Source organism: Bordetella flabilis (assembly GCF_001676725.1).
Lineage (GTDB): Bacteria > Pseudomonadota > Gammaproteobacteria > Burkholderiales > Burkholderiaceae_B > Bordetella_C > Bordetella_C flabilis.
The window spans coordinates 4600847-4618841 of the sequence record NZ_CP016172.1; the positions used below are offsets into that span (position 1 = coordinate 4600847).

The window sequence follows — 17995 nt, forward strand, 5'->3', positions numbered from 1 at the left end:
TCGTCATATGAAGGTGTTGCTCTGTACGTGCGGAGCCCCTCTCCTCACGTCGTGCGCACCGCATCCCGGATGTGGCCCAGGAATGCCTTGCAGGCATCGGGCAGGATGCGGGCTGCAAGCGTTTGCACTTCGAAGTGGCGCTCGTTCATTTCGCGATCACGCAAGGGGACGGCGATCACGCTGCCGTGTCGAAGCCGGCCGCGGATAGGCAGTTCGCCGCAGAACGCCACGCCGCCGCCGGCGCTGGCGAAGCTGATCAGTGAATCGAGATGCCGGCTGACGAATACCGGTTCGCATTGCAACTGCTGCCGACTGCTGCTGATGTCGAACAATTGCCGCAGCGTCGAATCGCGATCGGGCAGCGCCAGTGGATAAGGCGCCAGTTGCGCCAGGGAGAGCGAGCGTTTGCCTGCCAGCGGATGATCGCGCGCCAGGACCGCCAGCACGGGCGACGGCGTGCGCAATTCGACGCGGATATCCCGTTCGGATGTCAGGCTCAGTGTCAGGCCGATATCCGCGTCGCCATCGCGGACGCGACGCGGTACGTCCTGCTGGGAACACACGTCCAGCGAAAACCGGATGCCGGCGTAACTTTGCCGGAACGTGGCGATCAGCGAGGGGATGAAGTCGAAGGCGTACCCTTCCGTGCTGACCAGGCGAACCTTTCCATGGCGCAGGCCCCGCAGGGCCATGATGTCTCCCGCCACCCGTTCGACATCCTGCTGCGTGCGCCTGGCGTGCGCCGCCAGTACTTCGCCCGCCGCATTCAATGCCATCCCGCGCGCGCGGCGCTCGAACAACAGCGTGTTCAGTTCCCGTTCCAGTCGGGCGATCTGCCGGCTTACCGCCGATGGTGCGACATCCAGCCGTTCCGCCGCTTCCGTGATCGACCCGGTGCGGACAACTTCCAGGAAATATCGCAGTGCGGTGCCTTGAAGAACAAGGTTGTTCATGGATACGTTTACCTGAGGGAGGCGAATACCCGGTGCACGTGAATTGCGTTTATCGCAACGGAACATTCTAACCCTTGATATTGCTGCATGGCAGGCTGACCCCTAGCATTGTGCTGTTTCACCTTCATTGCACTTGCCGCCCTTGCGCCCATGACCGCTATCCCCATCGTCAATTTCGATCTCGTCCGCGCCCTGCGCGACGGACGTCCGCTACTGTGGGTGCGGCCAGGGACGGCCCGGACGATCGATGAATCTCCCTTTACGCTGGAGCACATACGCCAGGCACGCGCGCGCTTCGATCGTTGCGCGCCCCTGCTGGCGGCGTTGTTTCCGGAACTGGCCAAGACAGCGGGCACGATCGAATCTCCCTTGCTTCCGGCTCCCGCCATGCAGGCGACGCTGCGCTTGCCGGAGACCATGGGCCGGCTCTGGATCAAGGCCGACCACGATCTGCCGGTGGCCGGTTCCATCAAGGCGCGCGGCGGGGTGCACGAGGTCCTGGAGTTCGCCGAATCGCTGGCGCTGCGCCACGGGTTGGTGCAGCCGGGACAGGACTATCGCGCGCTGGCCGCGCCATTGGCGCGGGCGTGTTTCTCACGCTACCGCGTTGCAGTGGGCTCGACCGGCAATCTTGGCCTGGCCATCGGAGTCGTTGCGGCCGCGCTTGGCTTTCAGGCGTCGGTGCATATGTCGGCCGACGCCAAGACATGGAAGAAAGCACGGCTGCGCGCGCACGGCGTGACGGTGATCGAGCATGACGGCGACTACGAAAATGCAGTGGCCGCGGGCCGGGCGCGGGTACAGGCCGATCCCAATGGCTACTTCGTCGATGACGAACGCTCCTCATCGCTGTTTTTGGGCTATGCGGCGGCAGCCCTGCATCTGCACGACCAACTGCAGTCCGCCGATATCACGGTGGATGCGGCGCATCCGCTTTTCGTCTACCTGCCCTGCGGAGTGGGCGGCGCGCCAGGCGGCATCACATTCGGCTTGAAGACGATTTTCGGCCCGCACGTGCATTGTTTCTTCGCCGAACCCACGCAATCGCCGTGCTTTCTCGTCCGCATGATGGCCGCCTTTGGGCAGTTGCCCAACGCCCCTGCCTCGCCGTCGGTGTACGACGTGGGCTTGAACAATCGCACCGAAGCCGACGGGCTGGCGGTGCCGCGCGCATCCGAACTGGCGGCGGCCGTCATGGCGACACGGCTCGATGGCGTCTATACGGTAGCCGACGATACGCTCTTCGCCGACGTGGCCCGCCTGCACGACAGGGAAGGAATGGACATCGAACCATCCGCGGCGGCGGGCTTCAGCGGACCCGGGCAGTTGTGCATGACCCCTGCCGGGCAAGCGTATTTGGAATCGCGCGGACTGGCGCAAGCCATGCGCGCCGCCACACACCTGGTATGGACGACCGGCGGCCGCTTCGTGCCGCCGGAAGAATTCGACCATTTCCTGAGCCGCGGCAGGTCAAGCGCGGCCTACACCTAGGGGTGGCGCTTCACGGCCGCCTTTTCATCCGCCACCCGTCCACAGAGCCCATCATGAACGCTCGTTACCTGTATCTCGCCGCCAGGCTGGCCTTGCCCTGCCTGCTCGCCGCCGTGTTCCCCGCCGCCGCGCAAACCGGCTATCCCACCCACCCTGTCACGCTCGTTGTTCCCTTCCCCCCCGGCGGCGCCACGGACGTGGGCGGTCGCGTCATCGCGCAGGCACTTGGCAAGGAACTCGGCCAAAGCGTGGTCGTGGAGAACCGCGCCGGCGCGGGAACCGTCATCGGCGCTTCGTATGTGGCGCGCTCTGCGCCCGACGGCTACACCCTGCTGATCAGTTCCGGCACGACCTTCACCATCAATCCAGCCGTACGCCGGGAGCTGCCCTACGACCCCGTCAAGAACTTCGAGCCGATCGGCATCGTGGCGCGCACGGGGCTGATCCTGCTGGCCCATCCGCAGGTCCCGGTCAGCGACGTGAAATCGTTCCTGGCCTATGCGAGGGACCCGTCGCACGCCGGCACGCCATACGGCTCCTTCGGCAGCGGTACGACGGCGAACTTCGTCGGAGAAGCGTTCGCGGCGGCAGCTGGCATCAAGCTGACGCACGTCGCCTACAAGGGCAGCGCGCCCGCCATGGCCGATCTCATCGGCGGGCAGATCCCGTTTTCGATTGACACGGTTGCCGCGGCGCTACCGCAGCTCAAGAACGGCAAGGTCAAGGCCATCGCGGTATCGAGTCCGCAGCGTTCCGCCTTCCTGCCCGATGTGCCGACCTTCGCTGAATCGGGCTATCCCCAAGTGGCCATGGATACATGGCTGATGGTGGCCGCGCCGCGGGGCTTGCCCGCCGAAGTGCGGACCAGGCTGGGCAAGGCGCTGGCCGATGTGATCGCCAATCCCGATATCCGCAAGAGTCTATTGGCGCAGGGCTTCGAGCCGGGCTTTCAGGACGCGCAACAAGGCGAAGCCCTGATCCGCAAGGAACTACCCCAAATGCGCGAAATCGCCGAACGGGCGAATATCAAGGCAGACTGATGAACGCGATCTGGAATTCCCTTCCATGACATCCTCCCACTCACTGGTGTCGCTGTCGGCCGTGGAGCTGCGCCGCTTGATCGGCGCCCGCCAGGTATCCCCGGTCGAACTGCTACAGGCATGCGTTGACCGCATCGAAGCTGTCAACCCTTACGTCAACGCCATTACGGCTACGGCCTACGAGCAGGCGCGCGCCCAGGCCAGGGAGGCCGAACGCGCCGTCATGCAAGGCGAACCGCTCGGCCTGCTGCATGGCCTGCCGCTTGGGGTGAAAGACCTGGAGCCTACGGCGGGCTTGCTCACCACCTACGGCTCTGCCATCTACCGTGGCAATGTGCCGGAACAGGACGTGGAACTGGTCGCACGCCTGCGGCGCGCGGGCGCCATCGTGACGGCGAAGACGAACGTGCCCGAAATGGGCGCGGGTGCCAATTCGCGCAACACGGTGTGGGGCGCGACCGGCAACCCCTTCGATCCCAACCTGAACGCCGGTGGATCATCGGGCGGTTCCGCCGCGGCGCTTGCCTGCGATATGTTGCCCGTTTGCACGGGCTCGGATACCGGTGGTTCTCTGCGCATCCCTGCCGCCAAATGCGGCGTGGTGGGTTTTCGGCCTTCCCCTGGTGTGGTGCCGAGCGTGCGCAAACTGCTGGGCTGGACACCCATCTCCGTCGTCGGTCCCATGGGGCGCACGGTGGCCGATGCCTGCCTGCAGCTCGCGGCGAGCGCCGGCATGCATGCCGGCGATCCGCTCAGTTATCCGCTCGACCCGTTGTCCTTCCTGCGACCCGGCGGCGTGGATCTCGGCACGCTGCGCGTCGCCTATACGGAAGACTTCGGTGTCTGCGCCGTCGACGACGGCATCCGCGCCGTCTTCCGCAAAAAGATTGCCGCCATGCGCCATTTGTTTGCGGCCTGCGATCCGGTCACACTGGATCTGGGCGATGCGCACCGGTGCTTCGACGTGCTACGCGCCGAGGCGTTCGTTGCGGGCATGGGCGACGCCTATGAAAAGGATCCGGACAGCCTGGGGCCGAACACCCGTGCCAACTACGAACTGGGCGCCACGATGAACCTGAAGGACAGCGCCTGGGCCCAGGCTGCACAGACGCGCCTGATCAAGCGCTTTCAGCATGTTTACCAAGACTATGATCTGGTGCTGGCGCCCACCACGCCCGTGTCGCCGTTTCCGTGGACGCAACTGTACGCAGACTTCATCAACGGCGAGCGGCAGGAGAACTATTACCGCTGGCTGGCGCTGACGTACGTGATCACGCTGACGACGCATCCGGCCATCGCTTTGCCCTGTGGGCGCGACGATCGCGGCATGCCTTTCGGCCTGCAGGTTATCGGTCGCTTCCGTGGGGACCATGCGCTGCTGGCGGCGGCGCACGCCATGGAACAGGCGTTTGTCTCCGTGGATACCCTTCGGCGGCCTATACCCGACATCGCGGCACTGGGGCCCGCGCGGCCCGATCTGCGATCCATCGTAACGACTCCGCCGGTGTTCGACGACGCAGGGCCGCAAAACAACGCGTCGGCGGTGTAGCCCGATGAAAGTCGACGTGCTCGTATTGGGCGCCGGTATCGTGGGCGTTTGCACTGCCGTGCACCTGCAGATGCGCGGCCGGTCGGTCGCGCTGGTCGACCGCAAGCCGCCGGGCACCGAGACATCCTTTGGCAACGGCGGGCTGATCCAACGTGAGGGGATCTACCCCTATGCGTTCCCGCGCGAGCTCGGTTCGATCGTCAAGTACGCCGGCAATCGTGCGCCGGACGTGCGCTATCACGCCAGCATGCTGCCCAGGCTCGCCCCCTTCCTGTACCGGTATTGGCGTCACTCGCATCCGGCGCGGCACGCGGCCATCGCGGCGCGGTATGCCACGCTGATCGAACATTGCGTCACGGAACACCACAGTCTGGCGACGACGGCCGGTGCTCAGGGGTTGATCCGGCCATCCGGCTGGATCAAGGTGTTCCGCCGCGCCGCGATGCGCGACGCGGAACTGCGGCTGGCGCAGCGCTGGCACCGCGAATTCGGCGTGGGTTTCGAACCGCTGGACGGGGACGCGCTGCACCGCCTGGAACCGGCGCTGAGTTCCGCGCTGGCGGGTGGCCTGCGCTATACCGATGCCGAGTCGGTTTCCGATCCTCACGCACTGGTCGCCGCTTACGCACGGCACTTCGAAGACCTGGGGGGCCGTATCCTCGTCGGCGATGCGACCACATTGGAACCAGGATGGCATGTCCACAGCGATCACGGACTCATAGAGGCGCGCAGCGCGGTAGTGGCCCTGGGTCCGTGGTCCGACGTGGTGACCAGGAAGCTGGGCTACCGTCTTCCGCTCGCGGTCAAGCGCGGCTATCACATGCACTACGAGGCCGACGCGAACGCCCGCCTGAACCATCCGGTCCTGGATGCCGAAAACGGCTTCCTCATCGCACCGATGTCGCGCGGGATCCGGTTGACGACGGGCGCGGAATTCGCCCATCGCGACTCGCCGGCCACGCCCGACCAATTGGCGGCCGTGGAGCCGCTCGCGCGGGGGCTGATTCCCTTGGGGGCGCGCGTCGATGCCACACCCTGGATGGGATGCCGTCCCTGCACGCCGGACATGATGCCCATCATCGGCCCCGCCCCTCGGTACAGCGACCTGTGGTTTGCCTTCGGCCACGCGCATCACGGCTTGACGCTGGGACCGGTGACCGGGCGTCTGATCGCAGAAATGATCACGGGATCCGAGCCTTTCATCGACCCTTCGCCGTTCGGTGTCGAGCGGCTGCTTTAGCGAGATCGGGCCAGCGCGCGGTTGATCATCTTTTCTCTTCTCGGCGCACGGGTCGCCTGCCGGCGTCGAACCGGAACCACCCACAATGCGCCGTCAAGGCTCGGCCAACGATTGCGCCACGAGCTGCAGATTCTGGGGCGCTATACGGATGATGCCGCCGCGGGGACTGTCGATATCCGCGATCAACATGAACGACAAGGCAACGACGACGGGCATGACGAAGAGAAAGCGCGTTCGGGACGCCGCGGTGCGCGAGCCGTAGCCAACCAGGACGTTGCTCAGGACACCGATCGCGATCATCAGAACCCACGCGGCCGGCGGGATGCGGTTGGTCCATTCCGCCCGCGTATAACCCTGCCGGTTGATGACGTCGTTCATGCCGGAGACCGCCAGCGCGTTCACGGCGTTGGGCTGCATCAGGGCGCCGTCGCGCACGGCTTTCCACATTAGCGCTTGCAGCGCCGCGCTCGTGCGGTTGAGCCTGTCCAGCGTTTCCTTGTCGGTGACCCGGTAATACTGGATGCGCTGTTCCAAATACTTCTCCAGAAGGGAACGCACGGCGGCTGCATTGGCGGCGGGAAGCAGGTCGATCCGAAGCAGCTGGGTACCGATGGCGTTGGCTTCTTCCTCCTCGTAGTTCTTGCGCTGGTCGTAGCGGCTGACCGCCATCGATAGATTGAAGCCGATGACCAGGGCCAGCAGCGTCAGCGTGGCCGACTGTATGACGCTGAAATCCTCTCGGTCGGCGGAAGCCATGGCCCCGGAATGCCGCAACACCAGGACACCGATCCACGCGGCCGCCGACATGATTGCCAGTGAAATGACGAAAAAAAGCAGCGGGCGACCGATGACATCTGCCATGACGAACTCTCCTGGGAATCGCGGCCATGGTCGAGCGCAACGCGCCTGCTGACGCATGTACGACGGAATGATTCCCGGGGAGTGTACTGAAGCCATACCGGATATGGCGTGGCGGGATAGCAGCGTCGCGATCGTCCGGTCAGAATTCAAACGCGGACGCGGCGAATTGACAACGTACCTCCCCGGATCGATACCGCGCACCCTGCTTGCCCAGTTTCGCTCCCGCACTTCGACCAAACGAAACCGTGCTGCCGCCCCGCCGCCACACCCTTATTGAACCTTGATGTCCGCGCGCTGTATCAGGTCTCCCCACTTCCTGATTTCGCTGGCAACCTGCCTGGCGAACTGTTCCGGCGTGCCGCCGACGGGCTGCACGCCCTGCTTCGCGAAGCGCTCCATGACGGACGGGTCCTTCAGCATGCGCCCCAGTTCCCCATTCAACTTCTCGACGATAGGCTTGGGTGTGCCCGCCGGGGCTTGCATACCGAACCATACCGTGACGTCGTACCCACGCACGCCGGATTCGTCGACCGTGGGTATGTCCGGCAGCATCGGCGAGCGCTTGGTGCCCGTGGTCGCCAGCGCCCGCAACTTGCCCGCCTGGATCTGCGGATAGACGTTCGGCACATTGTCGAACAGCATATCCGTATCACCGCCCAGCAACGCCGTCACCGCGGGCGCGCTGCCCTTGTAGGGAATATGGGTCATCTGGGTATTGGTCATCGAATTGAAGAGCGCCATGGACAGATGATTGGACGAACCGGATCCCGTGGAGGCGTAGTTGATCTTGCCGGGATTTTTCCTGGCGTAGTCGATCACGTCCTGCACCGTCTTGAATTTCGAATCGGCGCGTACGACCAGTGCGTTCTGCGTACTGCCCGCCCAGATCACCGGCGTGAAATCCTTGACGGCGTCATAGGGCATCTTGTCATGGTAAAGGCCTGGCAATGCCGAGAAGGGCAGTGGCGTCACGAGCAGCGTATAGCCATCCGGCGCGGCGCGCGCGACGATGCTGTTACCGATCAACGTGTTGCCGCCTGGCCGGTTGTCCACGACAACGGAGGTATTCCAACGCGTGCCGAGGTATTCGGCGGCCGTGCGCCCCAGCGTATCGTTGAAGCCCCCAGGGGGATACGGCACCACAATGCGTATCTGCTTGTCAGGATAGGAGCCGGCAGGATCGGCCGCGTAGGCCGACAGCGACAACAGAAGGCAGACAGCACCGGCAAGACTGCGCACTATTTTCATCTTGTCTCCTCGGCCTTTGGCGGCCTGTGTTTTGTTGTTCAGAACTTCACGACATACCCCGGCCCATCGATGATCGGATAACGCTTGAAGATGTCCTCGTCGACCTCCACGCCCAGCCCGGGGCCCGGCGGCGGCTCCACGCACCCGTCCGCGCCAATCTCGAAGATGGTGCCGAACATGTCGCGGAATGGATTGAAAGCGGACACGCAGGCTTCGAAGTAGCCCGCGTTCTCGGTCGCGGCCAGGAAGTGCAGGCAGGCGGCATGGTTGAGCCCGGTCGCGGAGCAATGCACGTGCACGGGAATACGGAAGGCCGACGCCATCGCGGCGATGCGCATGCCCTCGGTGACGCCGCCCGTCTTGGAGAGGTCGGGTTGCCAGACCTGGACCGCGCCGGCCTCGAGCATCTGCGCGAACTCGAAGCGCGTGTAGTGGTTCTCGCCGGCTGCGATCGGCACCAAGGGCGTGATCGCGGCCGCCTGGCGGTAGGAAGCAAAATCATTGCAGGCGAACGGCTCCTCCAGCCACCCCGCCTGGATTTCGGCCAACACCGGCAGCACACGACGCGCCTGCGCGATCGTGTATGCCGTGTTCGCATCCGTAAGGATATCGATGCCGTCGCCCAGCGCCTCGCGCACGCGACGCACCCGCGCGATATCGTTCTCCACACTGTCGCCGATACGCAGCTTTACCGCGCGATAACCGCGCTCCACATAGCCCTGCGCCTCTTCGGCAAGGGATGCCGGTGGCTGGTAGCCCAGCGCGATGCCGCCCGCGTAGGCCGGAATGCGCTTGCGCGCGCCGCCCATGAGTTCGTACAACGGCATCCCGGCCGCCTTGCCGCGTATGTCCCAGAGCGCCATGTCGATACCCGAATGTGCCAGCGCCGCCCCCGCGCCCAGCCCGTGGCTGGATAGCTGCATGCGGTGGACACGCTGCCACACGCCCACGACATCCGTGGCGTCCATGCCTTCCAGCAAGGGAGCCAGCGTGTTGTGGATCAGGCTGACGATGGCGCCCGGACTACGTCCCGGGTGCGATTCGCCGTAGCCCGTGATGCCTTCCGACGTTTCCACGCGGACCACGATGGCATCGCGCTTGAGCGTGCTGCCTATACCCATCGTGACGGTCTTGCCCTCCGGCAATCGATACGACAACGGAACGGCGGTAATGCGCGTGATCTTCATGTCTCCTCCATGGAAATTGTCGATGGCGCGCCGGCAGGGCGGACACCTCGCTCGACGACCCCGCCACGCTGGCTCGGGTGCCGAATTTGTATGACGAATGTATCACACCAAATTCACGGAAAACCATCCGCGCAATGCCTATCGATGCGGCGATGCGATGTGCATCGATACACCGCTTCAAGCGAGCCGGAATGGACCGGCGGACTATTGCCGGCGGCCTGACACGGCGCCGTTGCCGCAGGATCGCCGCGACAGCAAAGCGGGAATCTCAACGTCGGGCGCGCCGCGGTTCGACGGTGTCGCGCAGGACGGTGCCCAGCTTGGTACGCGCCAGCCGCTCGGCGGCGGCGATACGGTCACCTGCCCAGTAGCTGGCCTCCGCTTCCTGAATGCGGCCCGCCGTGTTGCGCATGTGGTCCAGGGCCGCCGCGCGGGCGGCTTGCGCGTCGCGCGCGTCGATGGCCGCGCAGATGGCGGCATGCTCGGCGCGGACCTGGGCGGCCCAATGCGCATGGCGGGCTTCATTGCCGCGGGTCACGCGGATGGCGTCGTGCAGCGCGCGCGTCAGCAGTCCCAGCAGGTCCGTGTAGTGGGGATTGTCGGTGGCGCGTGAAATGGCCATGTGAAAGGCCAGGTCCTCCGCCACGCCGTCGCCGCCGGCGGCCACCGCCTTGTCGATTGCGACCAGCCCACGACGCAGCGCCTTCATATCGGCCTGGCTGCGGCGCTCGGCCGCCAGCGCCGCCATTTCGCCCTCGATGCCGCGCCGCAGCTCGATGATGCGCAGCACGCCGCGCGCCGGGTCGTCGGAACGCCCCAGCCGGAACGCTTCCGCGGCGGAGGGATCCAGCACGATGGTCCCGCTGCCCTGGCGGGTCTCCACCAGTCCTTCGGACTTCAGCCGCGAGATCGCCTCGCGCACCACCGTACGGCTTACGCCATACGTCTGCGTCATGGATTGCTCCGTCGGCAAGCGCGCGTTGACGGGATAGGCGCCGCTGCGGATCTGCGCCGCGAGCAGCGCCGTCACGCGATCGGCCAGCGTCGCATCGGTGGAGGGCGCGGTCCGGGCGCTCATGTCGTGCTTGGATGTTTCCATGTCGGGGCCTGTGGCATCGCACCGCAGGTGCGATGGGGCAGTGGCACATCATAGCATCCGGCGATAATTTGCTTGACATATTTGTATGATGAATTGCTAGTATAGGAAAAAGCCGAACTGGAGACACCGGCATGCCGAACGATGCAAACGCCCGGGATCTTCCCCGCGCATACCTATGCCGCCGTTATCCCTCTACCATCGAAGCAGCCCTGCATGAACGCTACCGGCTCGCCGTCAACGACGACGACACCATCCTGCCATCCGATGAGATCGCGCGCCGCGCTGCCGGCGCGCAGACCCTGTTCGTCAGCGCGACCGAACGGATCTCCGGGGACGTCATGCGCGCGCTGGCTCCCACGCTGCGCCATATCGCGACCCTGTCGGTGGGGTACGACCACATCGATATGGACACCGCCCGCGCATCGGGCATTCGCGTGCTGAACACGCCGGACGTGCTCAGCGGCGCGTGCGCCGAAGTCGCCATGATGCTTGTGCTGAATGCCTGCCGGCGCGGCTACGAAGCCGACCGCATGGTGCGCAGCGGCGCCTGGCCCGGCTGGGCCCCCACGCAACTGCTGGGGCTGGGCCTGGAAGGGCGCCGCCTGTGCATCTTCGGCATGGGGCGCATCGGCCGCGCCATTGCCGCGCGTGCACGGGGCTTCGGCGTGGAGGTCCACTACCACAACCGCTCCCGCCTTCCCGCTGACCAGGAGCTGGGCGCGCGCTACCACGCCACCCTGGAAGACGCCCTGCGCCACGCGGACATCCTGGTGATCGCCGCGCCTGGATCCCCATCGCTGAAGGGCGTGCTCGACGCGGACCGCATCGCGCTGCTGCCGCCGCAAGCAGTCGTCGTGAACATATCGCGTGGCGACCTGGTCGACGACGACGCGCTGATCGCCGCGCTGCAAGGCGGACGCGTTCATGCCGCGGGCCTGGACGTATTCGCCAATGAACCGCGCGTGGATCCGCGCTACCGCCACCTCGACAACGTATTTCTTTCGCCGCACATCGGCAGCGCCACGACGCAGACGCGCGAAGCCATGGGCTGGCTGCTGATCCGGGGCCTGGAAACACTGCGCGCCGGCGGCCAGCCAGCCAACCTTCTTTGCTGACACGCGGCAGCGGCACGCCGATTCGCCCTGCCTGTCCCTACACGCCCTCCCGACCCACCTCTCCCACCCTTCGAAGCCCATGACTACACTTTCCCATTCCGAGCTGTTCCGCCAGCAATGCTATGTCGACGGCCGCTGGATCGACGCCGCCGACGGGCAATCCATCCCGGTGCACAACCCCGCGGACGGCAGCACCATAGGCACCGTGCCACGACTGACCGCCGGGGACGTGCGCCAGGCCATCCAGGCCGCGAACCGCGCGCTGCCGGCCTGGCGCGCCACCAGCGCCAAGGAGCGCTCGCGCGCGATCCGGCGCTGGTTCGAACTGTGCATGACACACCAGGAGGACCTGGCGCGCTTGCTGACCCTGGAGCAGGGCAAGCCGCTGAAGGAGTCGCGGGGCGAGATCGCCTACGGCGCCGCGTTCCTCGAATGGTTCGCCGAGGAGGCAAAGCGCGTCTACGGCGACGTCATTCCGGCGGCGAGCAACGACCGGCGTATCGTCGTGATCAAACAGCCTGTGGGCGTCGTGGCGGCCATCACGCCCTGGAATTTCCCCAACGCCATGATTACCCGCAAGGCCGGCGCAGCACTCGCCGCGGGCTGCACCATCGTTGTGAAGCCGGCGACGGCGACACCCTATTCGGCCCTGGCGCTCGGCGAGCTCGCCACCCAGGCCGGCATCCCCCCTGGCGTGTTCAATGTCGTAACGGGCAGCGCATCCGTGATCGGCGCCGAACTCACCGGCAGCCCGGTGGTACGCAAGCTGTCTTTCACCGGATCCACGGAAATCGGCAAGCAATTGATGGCGCAGTGCGCGGGCACCATCAAGAAAGTATCGATGGAGCTGGGCGGCAACGCGCCGTTCATCATCTTCGACGATGCCGACCTGGACGCCGCGGTGGCCGGCGTCATGGCGTCCAAGTTCCGTAACGCCGGCCAGACCTGCGTCTGCGCCAACCGCATCTTCGTGCAGGACGGCATCTACGACAAATTCGTGGAGCGGCTGAAGCCGGCGGTCGAAGCACAGGCGGTCGGCAACGGCCTGGAAAATGGGGTGGACCTGGGCCCGCTGATCGACGATGCCGCGGTGGCCAAGGTCCGCCAGCACATCGACGACGCGCTCGCGCTTGGCGCGCGAGTAGTGACCGGGGGCAATCCGCACCGCCTGGGCGGCCTGTTTTTCCAGCCGACCATCCTGGCGGACGTCTCGCCGAAGGCCATGCTGATGAACGAGGAAACCTTCGGTCCCGTCGCGCCGTTGATACGCTTCAATAGCGAGTCCGAGGCCGTCGCCATGGCCAACGACACACCCTTCGGGCTGGCGGCCTATTTCTACACGCGCGACTATGCACGCGCGTGGCGCGTGGCCGAGGCGCTGGAATGCGGCATCGTGGGCCTGAACGAGGGCATCATCTCCACCGAACTGGCCCCCTTCGGCGGCATCAAGGAGTCCGGCATCGGACGCGAAGGCTCGAAGTACGGCATTGAGGACTACCTCGAGGTCAAGTACATCTGCGCCGGCGGCCTGCACGCCTGACCGGCCCGACGACCAGACAACACGAAGAGGAAGATATGGACAAGCAGAATACGCGCATCGGCATCATCGGGGTCGGGCTCATGGGCCACGGCATTGCGGCGAACATCGTCAAGCACGGCTATGGCCTGACGTTGCTGGACCATCCGGGCAACCAGCCCGTCGACGACCTGCTGGCGGCCGGTGCGACATCGGTCGCCACGCCACGCGCCGTGGCCGAGAAGTCCGATGTCATCATCCTGTGCGTGACAGGCACGCCTCAGGTCGAGGACGCCCTGTTCCGCCCCGACGGCGTGATCGCGGGCCTGGCGAAGGATGCGGTCGTCATCGATTGTTCCACCGCCGTGCCGTCCTCCACGCTCAAGGTGGCGGCGGCGGTGGCCGGGGCCGGTGGCCGGTTCCTGGACGCGCCCATGACACGCACACCGAAGGAGGCCGCCGAAGGCCGTCTCAACCTGATCGTCGGCGGCGATACCGGGCTGTACGAGTACTGCCTGCCGCTGCTGCGCTGCTATGCCGAGAACATCACCCATGCCGGTCCGATCGGATCGGGACACAGGCTGAAGCTGCTGCATAACTTCGTCTCCCTGGGATTTTCCGCCGTGCTGGCCGAAGCCGCCGCGTGCGCGCGGCGTGCGGGCGTCGATGCCAGCGTGTTTGTCGACATCCTGGCCCACGGCGGCGGCAAGGGCGTCGTGCTGGATCGTTTGCGCCCCTTTATCGAGACGGGCGATGACTCCGGATTCCGCTTCACCATCGCCAACGCGCTGAAGGATATGGGGTACTACAACACCATGGCCGACGATACGGGCGCGCCGGCCACCACCGCGCAGGCGGTCAGGGAAAGCTATGCAAAGGCCGATGCCGCCGGCCTGGCGCAGATGCCCGTCCCGGTGCTGGTGGATTTCCTGGGCGGCAAGGCGAGCTGAAATGGCCAGAGGCCGACGGCGCCACGCAGCCTTGCGCGGCGACTGCCTCGGCCTGCCCGGAGCGCCATAGGCGCAGATCCGAGCCTTACCGCGGACTGGCTGCGAACGCCCCCCATTCACCCCGCATCCCATCGGCCCACTGGCTTGGATGCGTGTCCAGTATCTGCCCGAGGAGGTTGCGCACTTCCGGTGACCGTTCATGCCGTCGGAACAGCGCTTCAATCTCCGATGGGACGACCGGACCGGCGATCTCCCGGAAAACGAGGCCAGGCAGCCGAATCACCTGCACCAGGATACTGGGCACGATCGCCACCCCGGCGCCCAGTGCAACCTGGGTCAACACCGCGACGAGCGAACCGGGCAACGACACAATACGCGGATCGAACTTCCCGCGCCGCGCCACCTCCCGCAACCCGCGCTCCTGTTCAGGGACCACGAAGCGCTCGTTCGCCAACATCCTGGCGCGAATGGCGTTGCCGCTCTCGGCAAGCCGGTGACTCCCCGACAAGGCGAGGCAGAACCGGTCCCGAGCCAGCACATGGCTCCTGAGGGCCGGTGAAGACGCCACCGGCCCCCGTACAAACGCGACGTCGATCCTCCCTTCTTCCACGAGCGAAGTCAGTTGGTTCATCGGGATCTCGTTCGTATTGACCATCACATCAGGCCACGTTGCCCTGAACCGACGGACCTGGTCCTGGAGTACGCCGAAGAAAGCGGCCGAACCGACGTAGCCGATCTCCACCCGCCCGATCTGACCACGGCCCGCCCGGCGACCGACATGGACGGCGCGTTCGAGCTGATCCAGCGTCGCACGGGCCTCGGCCAGGAAAGCTTCCCCTGCGGACGTCAGGGCGACAGACCTTTTGGTGCGGTTGAACAGACGCGCCTGCAGCATCTGCTCCAACTCCTGTATCTGCGCCGTCAGTGTCGGGGGCGATATCCCAAGCTGTTCCGCGGCTTGCGAGAAATGCAGTTTCTCCGCAACGGCGATAAACGAGCGCAGATGGCGCAATTCCATGGCTCTCGCTCCAATAGTATTCAGCACCGCCGAATTATTTCAGAAGTTCGGCTTATTGATCCGAATTATTCTTCTCGATTAAATGGCCATGGTCGAAATGAACTCCTGGGAGTCCCTCCATGCCCCGCATCAGCCACATTGCAGCAACGTTCGCTTTCGCCGGTTCTGTCGCGCTGTGTTCGGCTCCGGCCAACGCGGTGGATCTGCCTGCTCGGCCGATTCTGACCCTCGCCGCCGCCCAGCAAGCGATGGCCGCCGCCCAGGCCAAGGCGGAGGCCGCGAACTGGCCCTGCGTCATCGCGATCGTCGACGCCGCAGGCGCTCCCATCCTGCTGGTGCGCATGGATAACGCCGCGGTCCCCGCCGGCGTCGAGCTCGCCCCGGGCAAGGCGCGGACCGCGGCGCTATTCCGCCGTCCAAGCGGAGCATTGGAAGACGCGATCAATGGACCGCGGCCGGCCGCCATCACGGCGCAGGGCTTCGTGCTGATGCGCGGGGGCATCCCGCTCATGGCCGCGGGACAGATCGTCGGCGCCATCGGCGTATCCGCCGATACGCCGCAACACGATGAGGAAATCGCCCTGGCCGGCGCGGCCGCGCTCAAGTGACCCGATCGACGCCATGACAGCCATGCTCGCGGCCCGGACAGCGGGCAAGGACAAGGCTATCCTGCTGGTCGCCTCCGCGGGCTGCGCGATGACCGTGCTGGATACGAATGTCGTAGGCATCGTGCTGCCCGCGATCGCGCGCGATCTGCAGGCCTCGTTCGCCCAGGTCGAATGGGTGATCAGCGCTTACGTGCTTTGCTTCGCCGCCCTGCTGTTGCCAGCCGGGTCTATTGCCGACCGTTATGGCCGGCGACGCGTGTTCCTCGCCGGGATCACGGTATTCGCGCTCGCCTCCCTGGCGTGTGGCCTGGCGCCCTCGGCGCCGGGCCTGTACCTGGCTCGGGGCGCGCAAGGTGTCGGAGCGGCTTTCCTGCTGGCACCGTCACTGGCGATCATCGGCCATCGCTTCCACGAAGAACCTGCGCGCGGCCGGGCGTGGGGCGTCTGGGGGGGCATCATGGGCCTGACGATGGTCGTGGCGCCACTGATCGGCGGGGCAATCAACGGCTTACTCGGCTGGAGGTGGGCCTTCCACGTCAACATCCCGATTTGCGCCCTGCTCGCCGGCGCTGTATTGCGTCATGTCGACGAGTCGCGCGACACTCACGCGCGTCGCCTGGATTATCCCGGCATCGTGCTATTTGCCCTGGGGATGTTCTGCGCGACCTGGGCGCTGATCCAGGGGCCTGTCCACGGCTGGGATAGCAGCCCTGTCGTGTCGGGCGGTGTGGCGGGCCTGGCGCTATTCGCCGCGTTCGGGTGGGTCGAACGACGTATGCCTCATCCCATGCTGGACCTGGACATCTTTGCAGCGTGGCCGTTCCGAGGTGCGGTGATGGCGATGTTCGCCTATGCCGCATCGGTACAGGTCATGGCTTCGCTGCTGCCGCAATTCCTGCAGAATGGGCGCGGACACGGGCCGCTGGAAGCGGCGATGGCCATGCTGCCATTCGGCCTGGCGATGCTGTTCTTCCCGCAAGTCGGCCGTCGGCTGTCGTCCCGGCTGAATAGCGCGGGCATCCTGACGCTGGGGCTGGGTGTGGTGGCGTTGGGAAACTTCATTATGATATATGCCGCCCGCCAGCACGGCGAGGCCGCATCGATCATCGGCATGTGTACATTGGGTATGGGCGGCGGCTTGCTCAATGGTGAAACCCAGAAAGCGATCATGGGCACGATACCTCCGCATCGCGCCGGCATGGCCTCGGGTATCAGCACGACATCCCGTTTCTCGGGCATTCTGCTTGGCTTCGCGGGCCTGGGCGCCGTCCTGGCCAGCAATGCCCGCTCCGCGCTTGAACATGCCATGCCCGCCGCCCGACTGACCACCGAAGCGGGCTTTGTCGATAACGTCGTCGCGGGGGATCTCGATCGTGCCGTCACCGCCTATCCCGCAAGCCTCGCTGCAACCGTGGCAGCGATCGCCCGGAATGGCTATAGCATCGGATTCTCCCACGCATTTCTCGCGGCGGCCTTGCTGGCAGGCGGTTCGGCGGCAGCCGTGTTTGTCAGCATGAAAAAGCGTTAGCCCGGTGTGAAGTACCGCGACGGCCGCACTGGGGCTGCCAGCCGGTAGGCGTTCGCGCGCCAGCCCGGAGAATTTTTTGCTTCGGATGGAAGGATTCCGGCATCGCGTTCGTCTACCCCTGTATTGGCGGACTTCCCAATACGAGGATGCAATGAAGATTCTTTTTGCAGGCGGGAAACTCGGCGCCGCCCTGCTGCTGGCGGCCGGCATGGCACTGGGCGCGGCCGCCTGGGCAACCGAGAGCAACGAGGCGGCCTTTCTGGCCGAGAACAATGCCGCCATGGACCGGATGATGGCTGCCATGGCGGCACAGCCCAGTGGCGACATCGACCGGGACTTCGTCGCAATGATGGCGCCCCACCACCAAGGCGCCATCGAGATGGCCCAGGCCGAGCTGCGTTACGGCAAGAACGAGCAACTGCGGCGCATCGCCCAGGAAATCATCGTCGAGCAGTTGCAGGAGATCGCCGCCATGCGCCTGGCCCTGGGCGAGCCGGCGCCTCCGTCGGCGCCCGCCCCGACGGGGCCCGAACCGGCTCCCGCCGCGCCGGCCCCCATGTCCATGTCCCATCACCACGGTATGTGATCTCCC

General features: G+C 65.7%; 16 protein-coding genes. 10 read left to right on the forward strand and 6 right to left on the reverse strand.

What is annotated here, in order from left to right; translation table 11 throughout:
- Nucleotides 1–44: 44 nt before the first annotated feature.
- Nucleotides 45–953, reverse strand: a complete 909-nt coding sequence (locus tag BAU07_RS20475) for a LysR family transcriptional regulator (protein ID WP_066661747.1) — start codon at nucleotides 951–953, stop codon at nucleotides 45–47.
- A 150-nt stretch (nucleotides 954–1103) separates the two neighbouring features.
- Between BAU07_RS20475 and BAU07_RS20480 the strand changes: the two genes are divergently transcribed.
- The 4 genes from BAU07_RS20480 to BAU07_RS20495 are packed head-to-tail and all read left to right on the forward strand — an operon-like array spanning nucleotide 1104 to nucleotide 6273.
- Nucleotides 1104–2444, forward strand: a complete 1341-nt coding sequence (locus BAU07_RS20480; protein WP_066661749.1) for a D-serine ammonia-lyase — start codon at nucleotides 1104–1106, stop codon at nucleotides 2442–2444.
- A gap of 53 nt (nucleotides 2445–2497) precedes the next feature.
- Nucleotides 2498–3484: a Bug family tripartite tricarboxylate transporter substrate binding protein gene (locus tag BAU07_RS20485; RefSeq protein ID WP_066665592.1), complete on the forward strand. Its 987-nt coding sequence runs from the start codon at nucleotides 2498–2500 to the stop codon at nucleotides 3482–3484.
- A gap of 25 nt (nucleotides 3485–3509) precedes the next feature.
- The gene (locus BAU07_RS20490; protein ID WP_066661751.1) at nucleotides 3510–5033 is read left to right on the forward strand and encodes an amidase; all 1524 of its coding nucleotides are present in this window, start codon (nucleotides 3510–3512) and stop codon (nucleotides 5031–5033) included.
- Nucleotides 5034–5037: 4 nt separating this feature from the next.
- Complete coding sequence (locus BAU07_RS20495) at nucleotides 5038–6273, forward strand: NAD(P)/FAD-dependent oxidoreductase (RefSeq protein ID WP_066661753.1); 1236 nt, start codon at nucleotides 5038–5040, stop codon at nucleotides 6271–6273.
- A 93-nt stretch (nucleotides 6274–6366) separates the two neighbouring features.
- Here the strand turns inward: BAU07_RS20495 and BAU07_RS20500 are convergent, their stop codons facing one another.
- The 4 genes from BAU07_RS20500 to BAU07_RS20515 all read right to left on the reverse strand — a co-directional run bounded on the left by BAU07_RS20500 (nucleotide 6367) and on the right by BAU07_RS20515 (nucleotide 10668).
- The gene (locus tag BAU07_RS20500; protein WP_066661755.1) at nucleotides 6367–7134 is read right to left on the reverse strand and encodes a bestrophin-like domain; all 768 of its coding nucleotides are present in this window, start codon (nucleotides 7132–7134) and stop codon (nucleotides 6367–6369) included.
- A 270-nt stretch (nucleotides 7135–7404) separates the two neighbouring features.
- Nucleotides 7405–8382, reverse strand: coding sequence for a Bug family tripartite tricarboxylate transporter substrate binding protein (locus tag BAU07_RS20505; protein WP_084025894.1), 978 nt, complete (start codon nucleotides 8380–8382; stop codon nucleotides 7405–7407).
- 38 nt (nucleotides 8383–8420) lie between these two features.
- Nucleotides 8421–9569 carry a mandelate racemase/muconate lactonizing enzyme family protein gene (locus BAU07_RS20510; protein WP_066661759.1) on the reverse strand — a complete coding sequence of 383 codons (1149 nt, stop codon included), beginning with the start codon at nucleotides 9567–9569 and terminating at the stop codon, nucleotides 8421–8423.
- 268 nt (nucleotides 9570–9837) lie between these two features.
- Complete coding sequence (locus tag BAU07_RS20515; RefSeq protein WP_232338175.1) at nucleotides 9838–10668, reverse strand: FadR/GntR family transcriptional regulator; 831 nt, start codon at nucleotides 10666–10668, stop codon at nucleotides 9838–9840.
- 131 nt (nucleotides 10669–10799) lie between these two features.
- Between BAU07_RS20515 and BAU07_RS20520 the strand changes: the two genes are divergently transcribed.
- The 3 genes from BAU07_RS20520 (at nucleotide 10800) to BAU07_RS20530 (ending at nucleotide 14249) form a co-directional block, all read left to right on the forward strand.
- A complete protein-coding gene (locus BAU07_RS20520; RefSeq protein ID WP_066661768.1) occupies nucleotides 10800–11783 on the forward strand; it encodes a 2-hydroxyacid dehydrogenase in 984 nt (327 codons plus the stop codon).
- A gap of 79 nt (nucleotides 11784–11862) precedes the next feature.
- Entirely contained in the window at nucleotides 11863–13323 is a 1461-nt protein-coding gene (gabD, locus tag BAU07_RS20525) for an NADP-dependent succinate-semialdehyde dehydrogenase (RefSeq protein WP_066661770.1), read from the forward strand.
- Between the two features lie 35 nt (nucleotides 13324–13358).
- The gene (locus BAU07_RS20530; RefSeq protein ID WP_066661773.1) at nucleotides 13359–14249 is read left to right on the forward strand and encodes an NAD(P)-dependent oxidoreductase; all 891 of its coding nucleotides are present in this window, start codon (nucleotides 13359–13361) and stop codon (nucleotides 14247–14249) included.
- A gap of 85 nt (nucleotides 14250–14334) precedes the next feature.
- Here BAU07_RS20530 and BAU07_RS20535 read toward each other — a convergent pair whose 3' ends face one another.
- Nucleotides 14335–15267 (reverse strand): LysR family transcriptional regulator, encoded by a 933-nt coding sequence (locus BAU07_RS20535; RefSeq protein WP_066661775.1) that lies wholly within the window; start codon nucleotides 15265–15267, stop codon nucleotides 14335–14337.
- Between the two features lie 119 nt (nucleotides 15268–15386).
- Between BAU07_RS20535 and BAU07_RS20540 the strand changes: the two genes are divergently transcribed.
- The 3 genes from BAU07_RS20540 to BAU07_RS20550 all read left to right on the forward strand — a co-directional run bounded on the left by BAU07_RS20540 (nucleotide 15387) and on the right by BAU07_RS20550 (nucleotide 17989).
- The gene (locus tag BAU07_RS20540; RefSeq protein WP_066661778.1) at nucleotides 15387–15875 is read left to right on the forward strand and encodes a GlcG/HbpS family heme-binding protein; all 489 of its coding nucleotides are present in this window, start codon (nucleotides 15387–15389) and stop codon (nucleotides 15873–15875) included.
- 13 nt (nucleotides 15876–15888) lie between these two features.
- On the forward strand, nucleotides 15889–17403 hold the full coding sequence (locus BAU07_RS20545) for an MFS transporter (protein WP_066661786.1): 1515 nt from the start codon (nucleotides 15889–15891) through the stop codon (nucleotides 17401–17403).
- Between the two features lie 151 nt (nucleotides 17404–17554).
- Nucleotides 17555–17989 (forward strand): DUF305 domain-containing protein, encoded by a 435-nt coding sequence (locus tag BAU07_RS20550; RefSeq protein WP_066661790.1) that lies wholly within the window; start codon nucleotides 17555–17557, stop codon nucleotides 17987–17989.
- Nucleotides 17990–17995 lie beyond the last annotated feature (6 nt).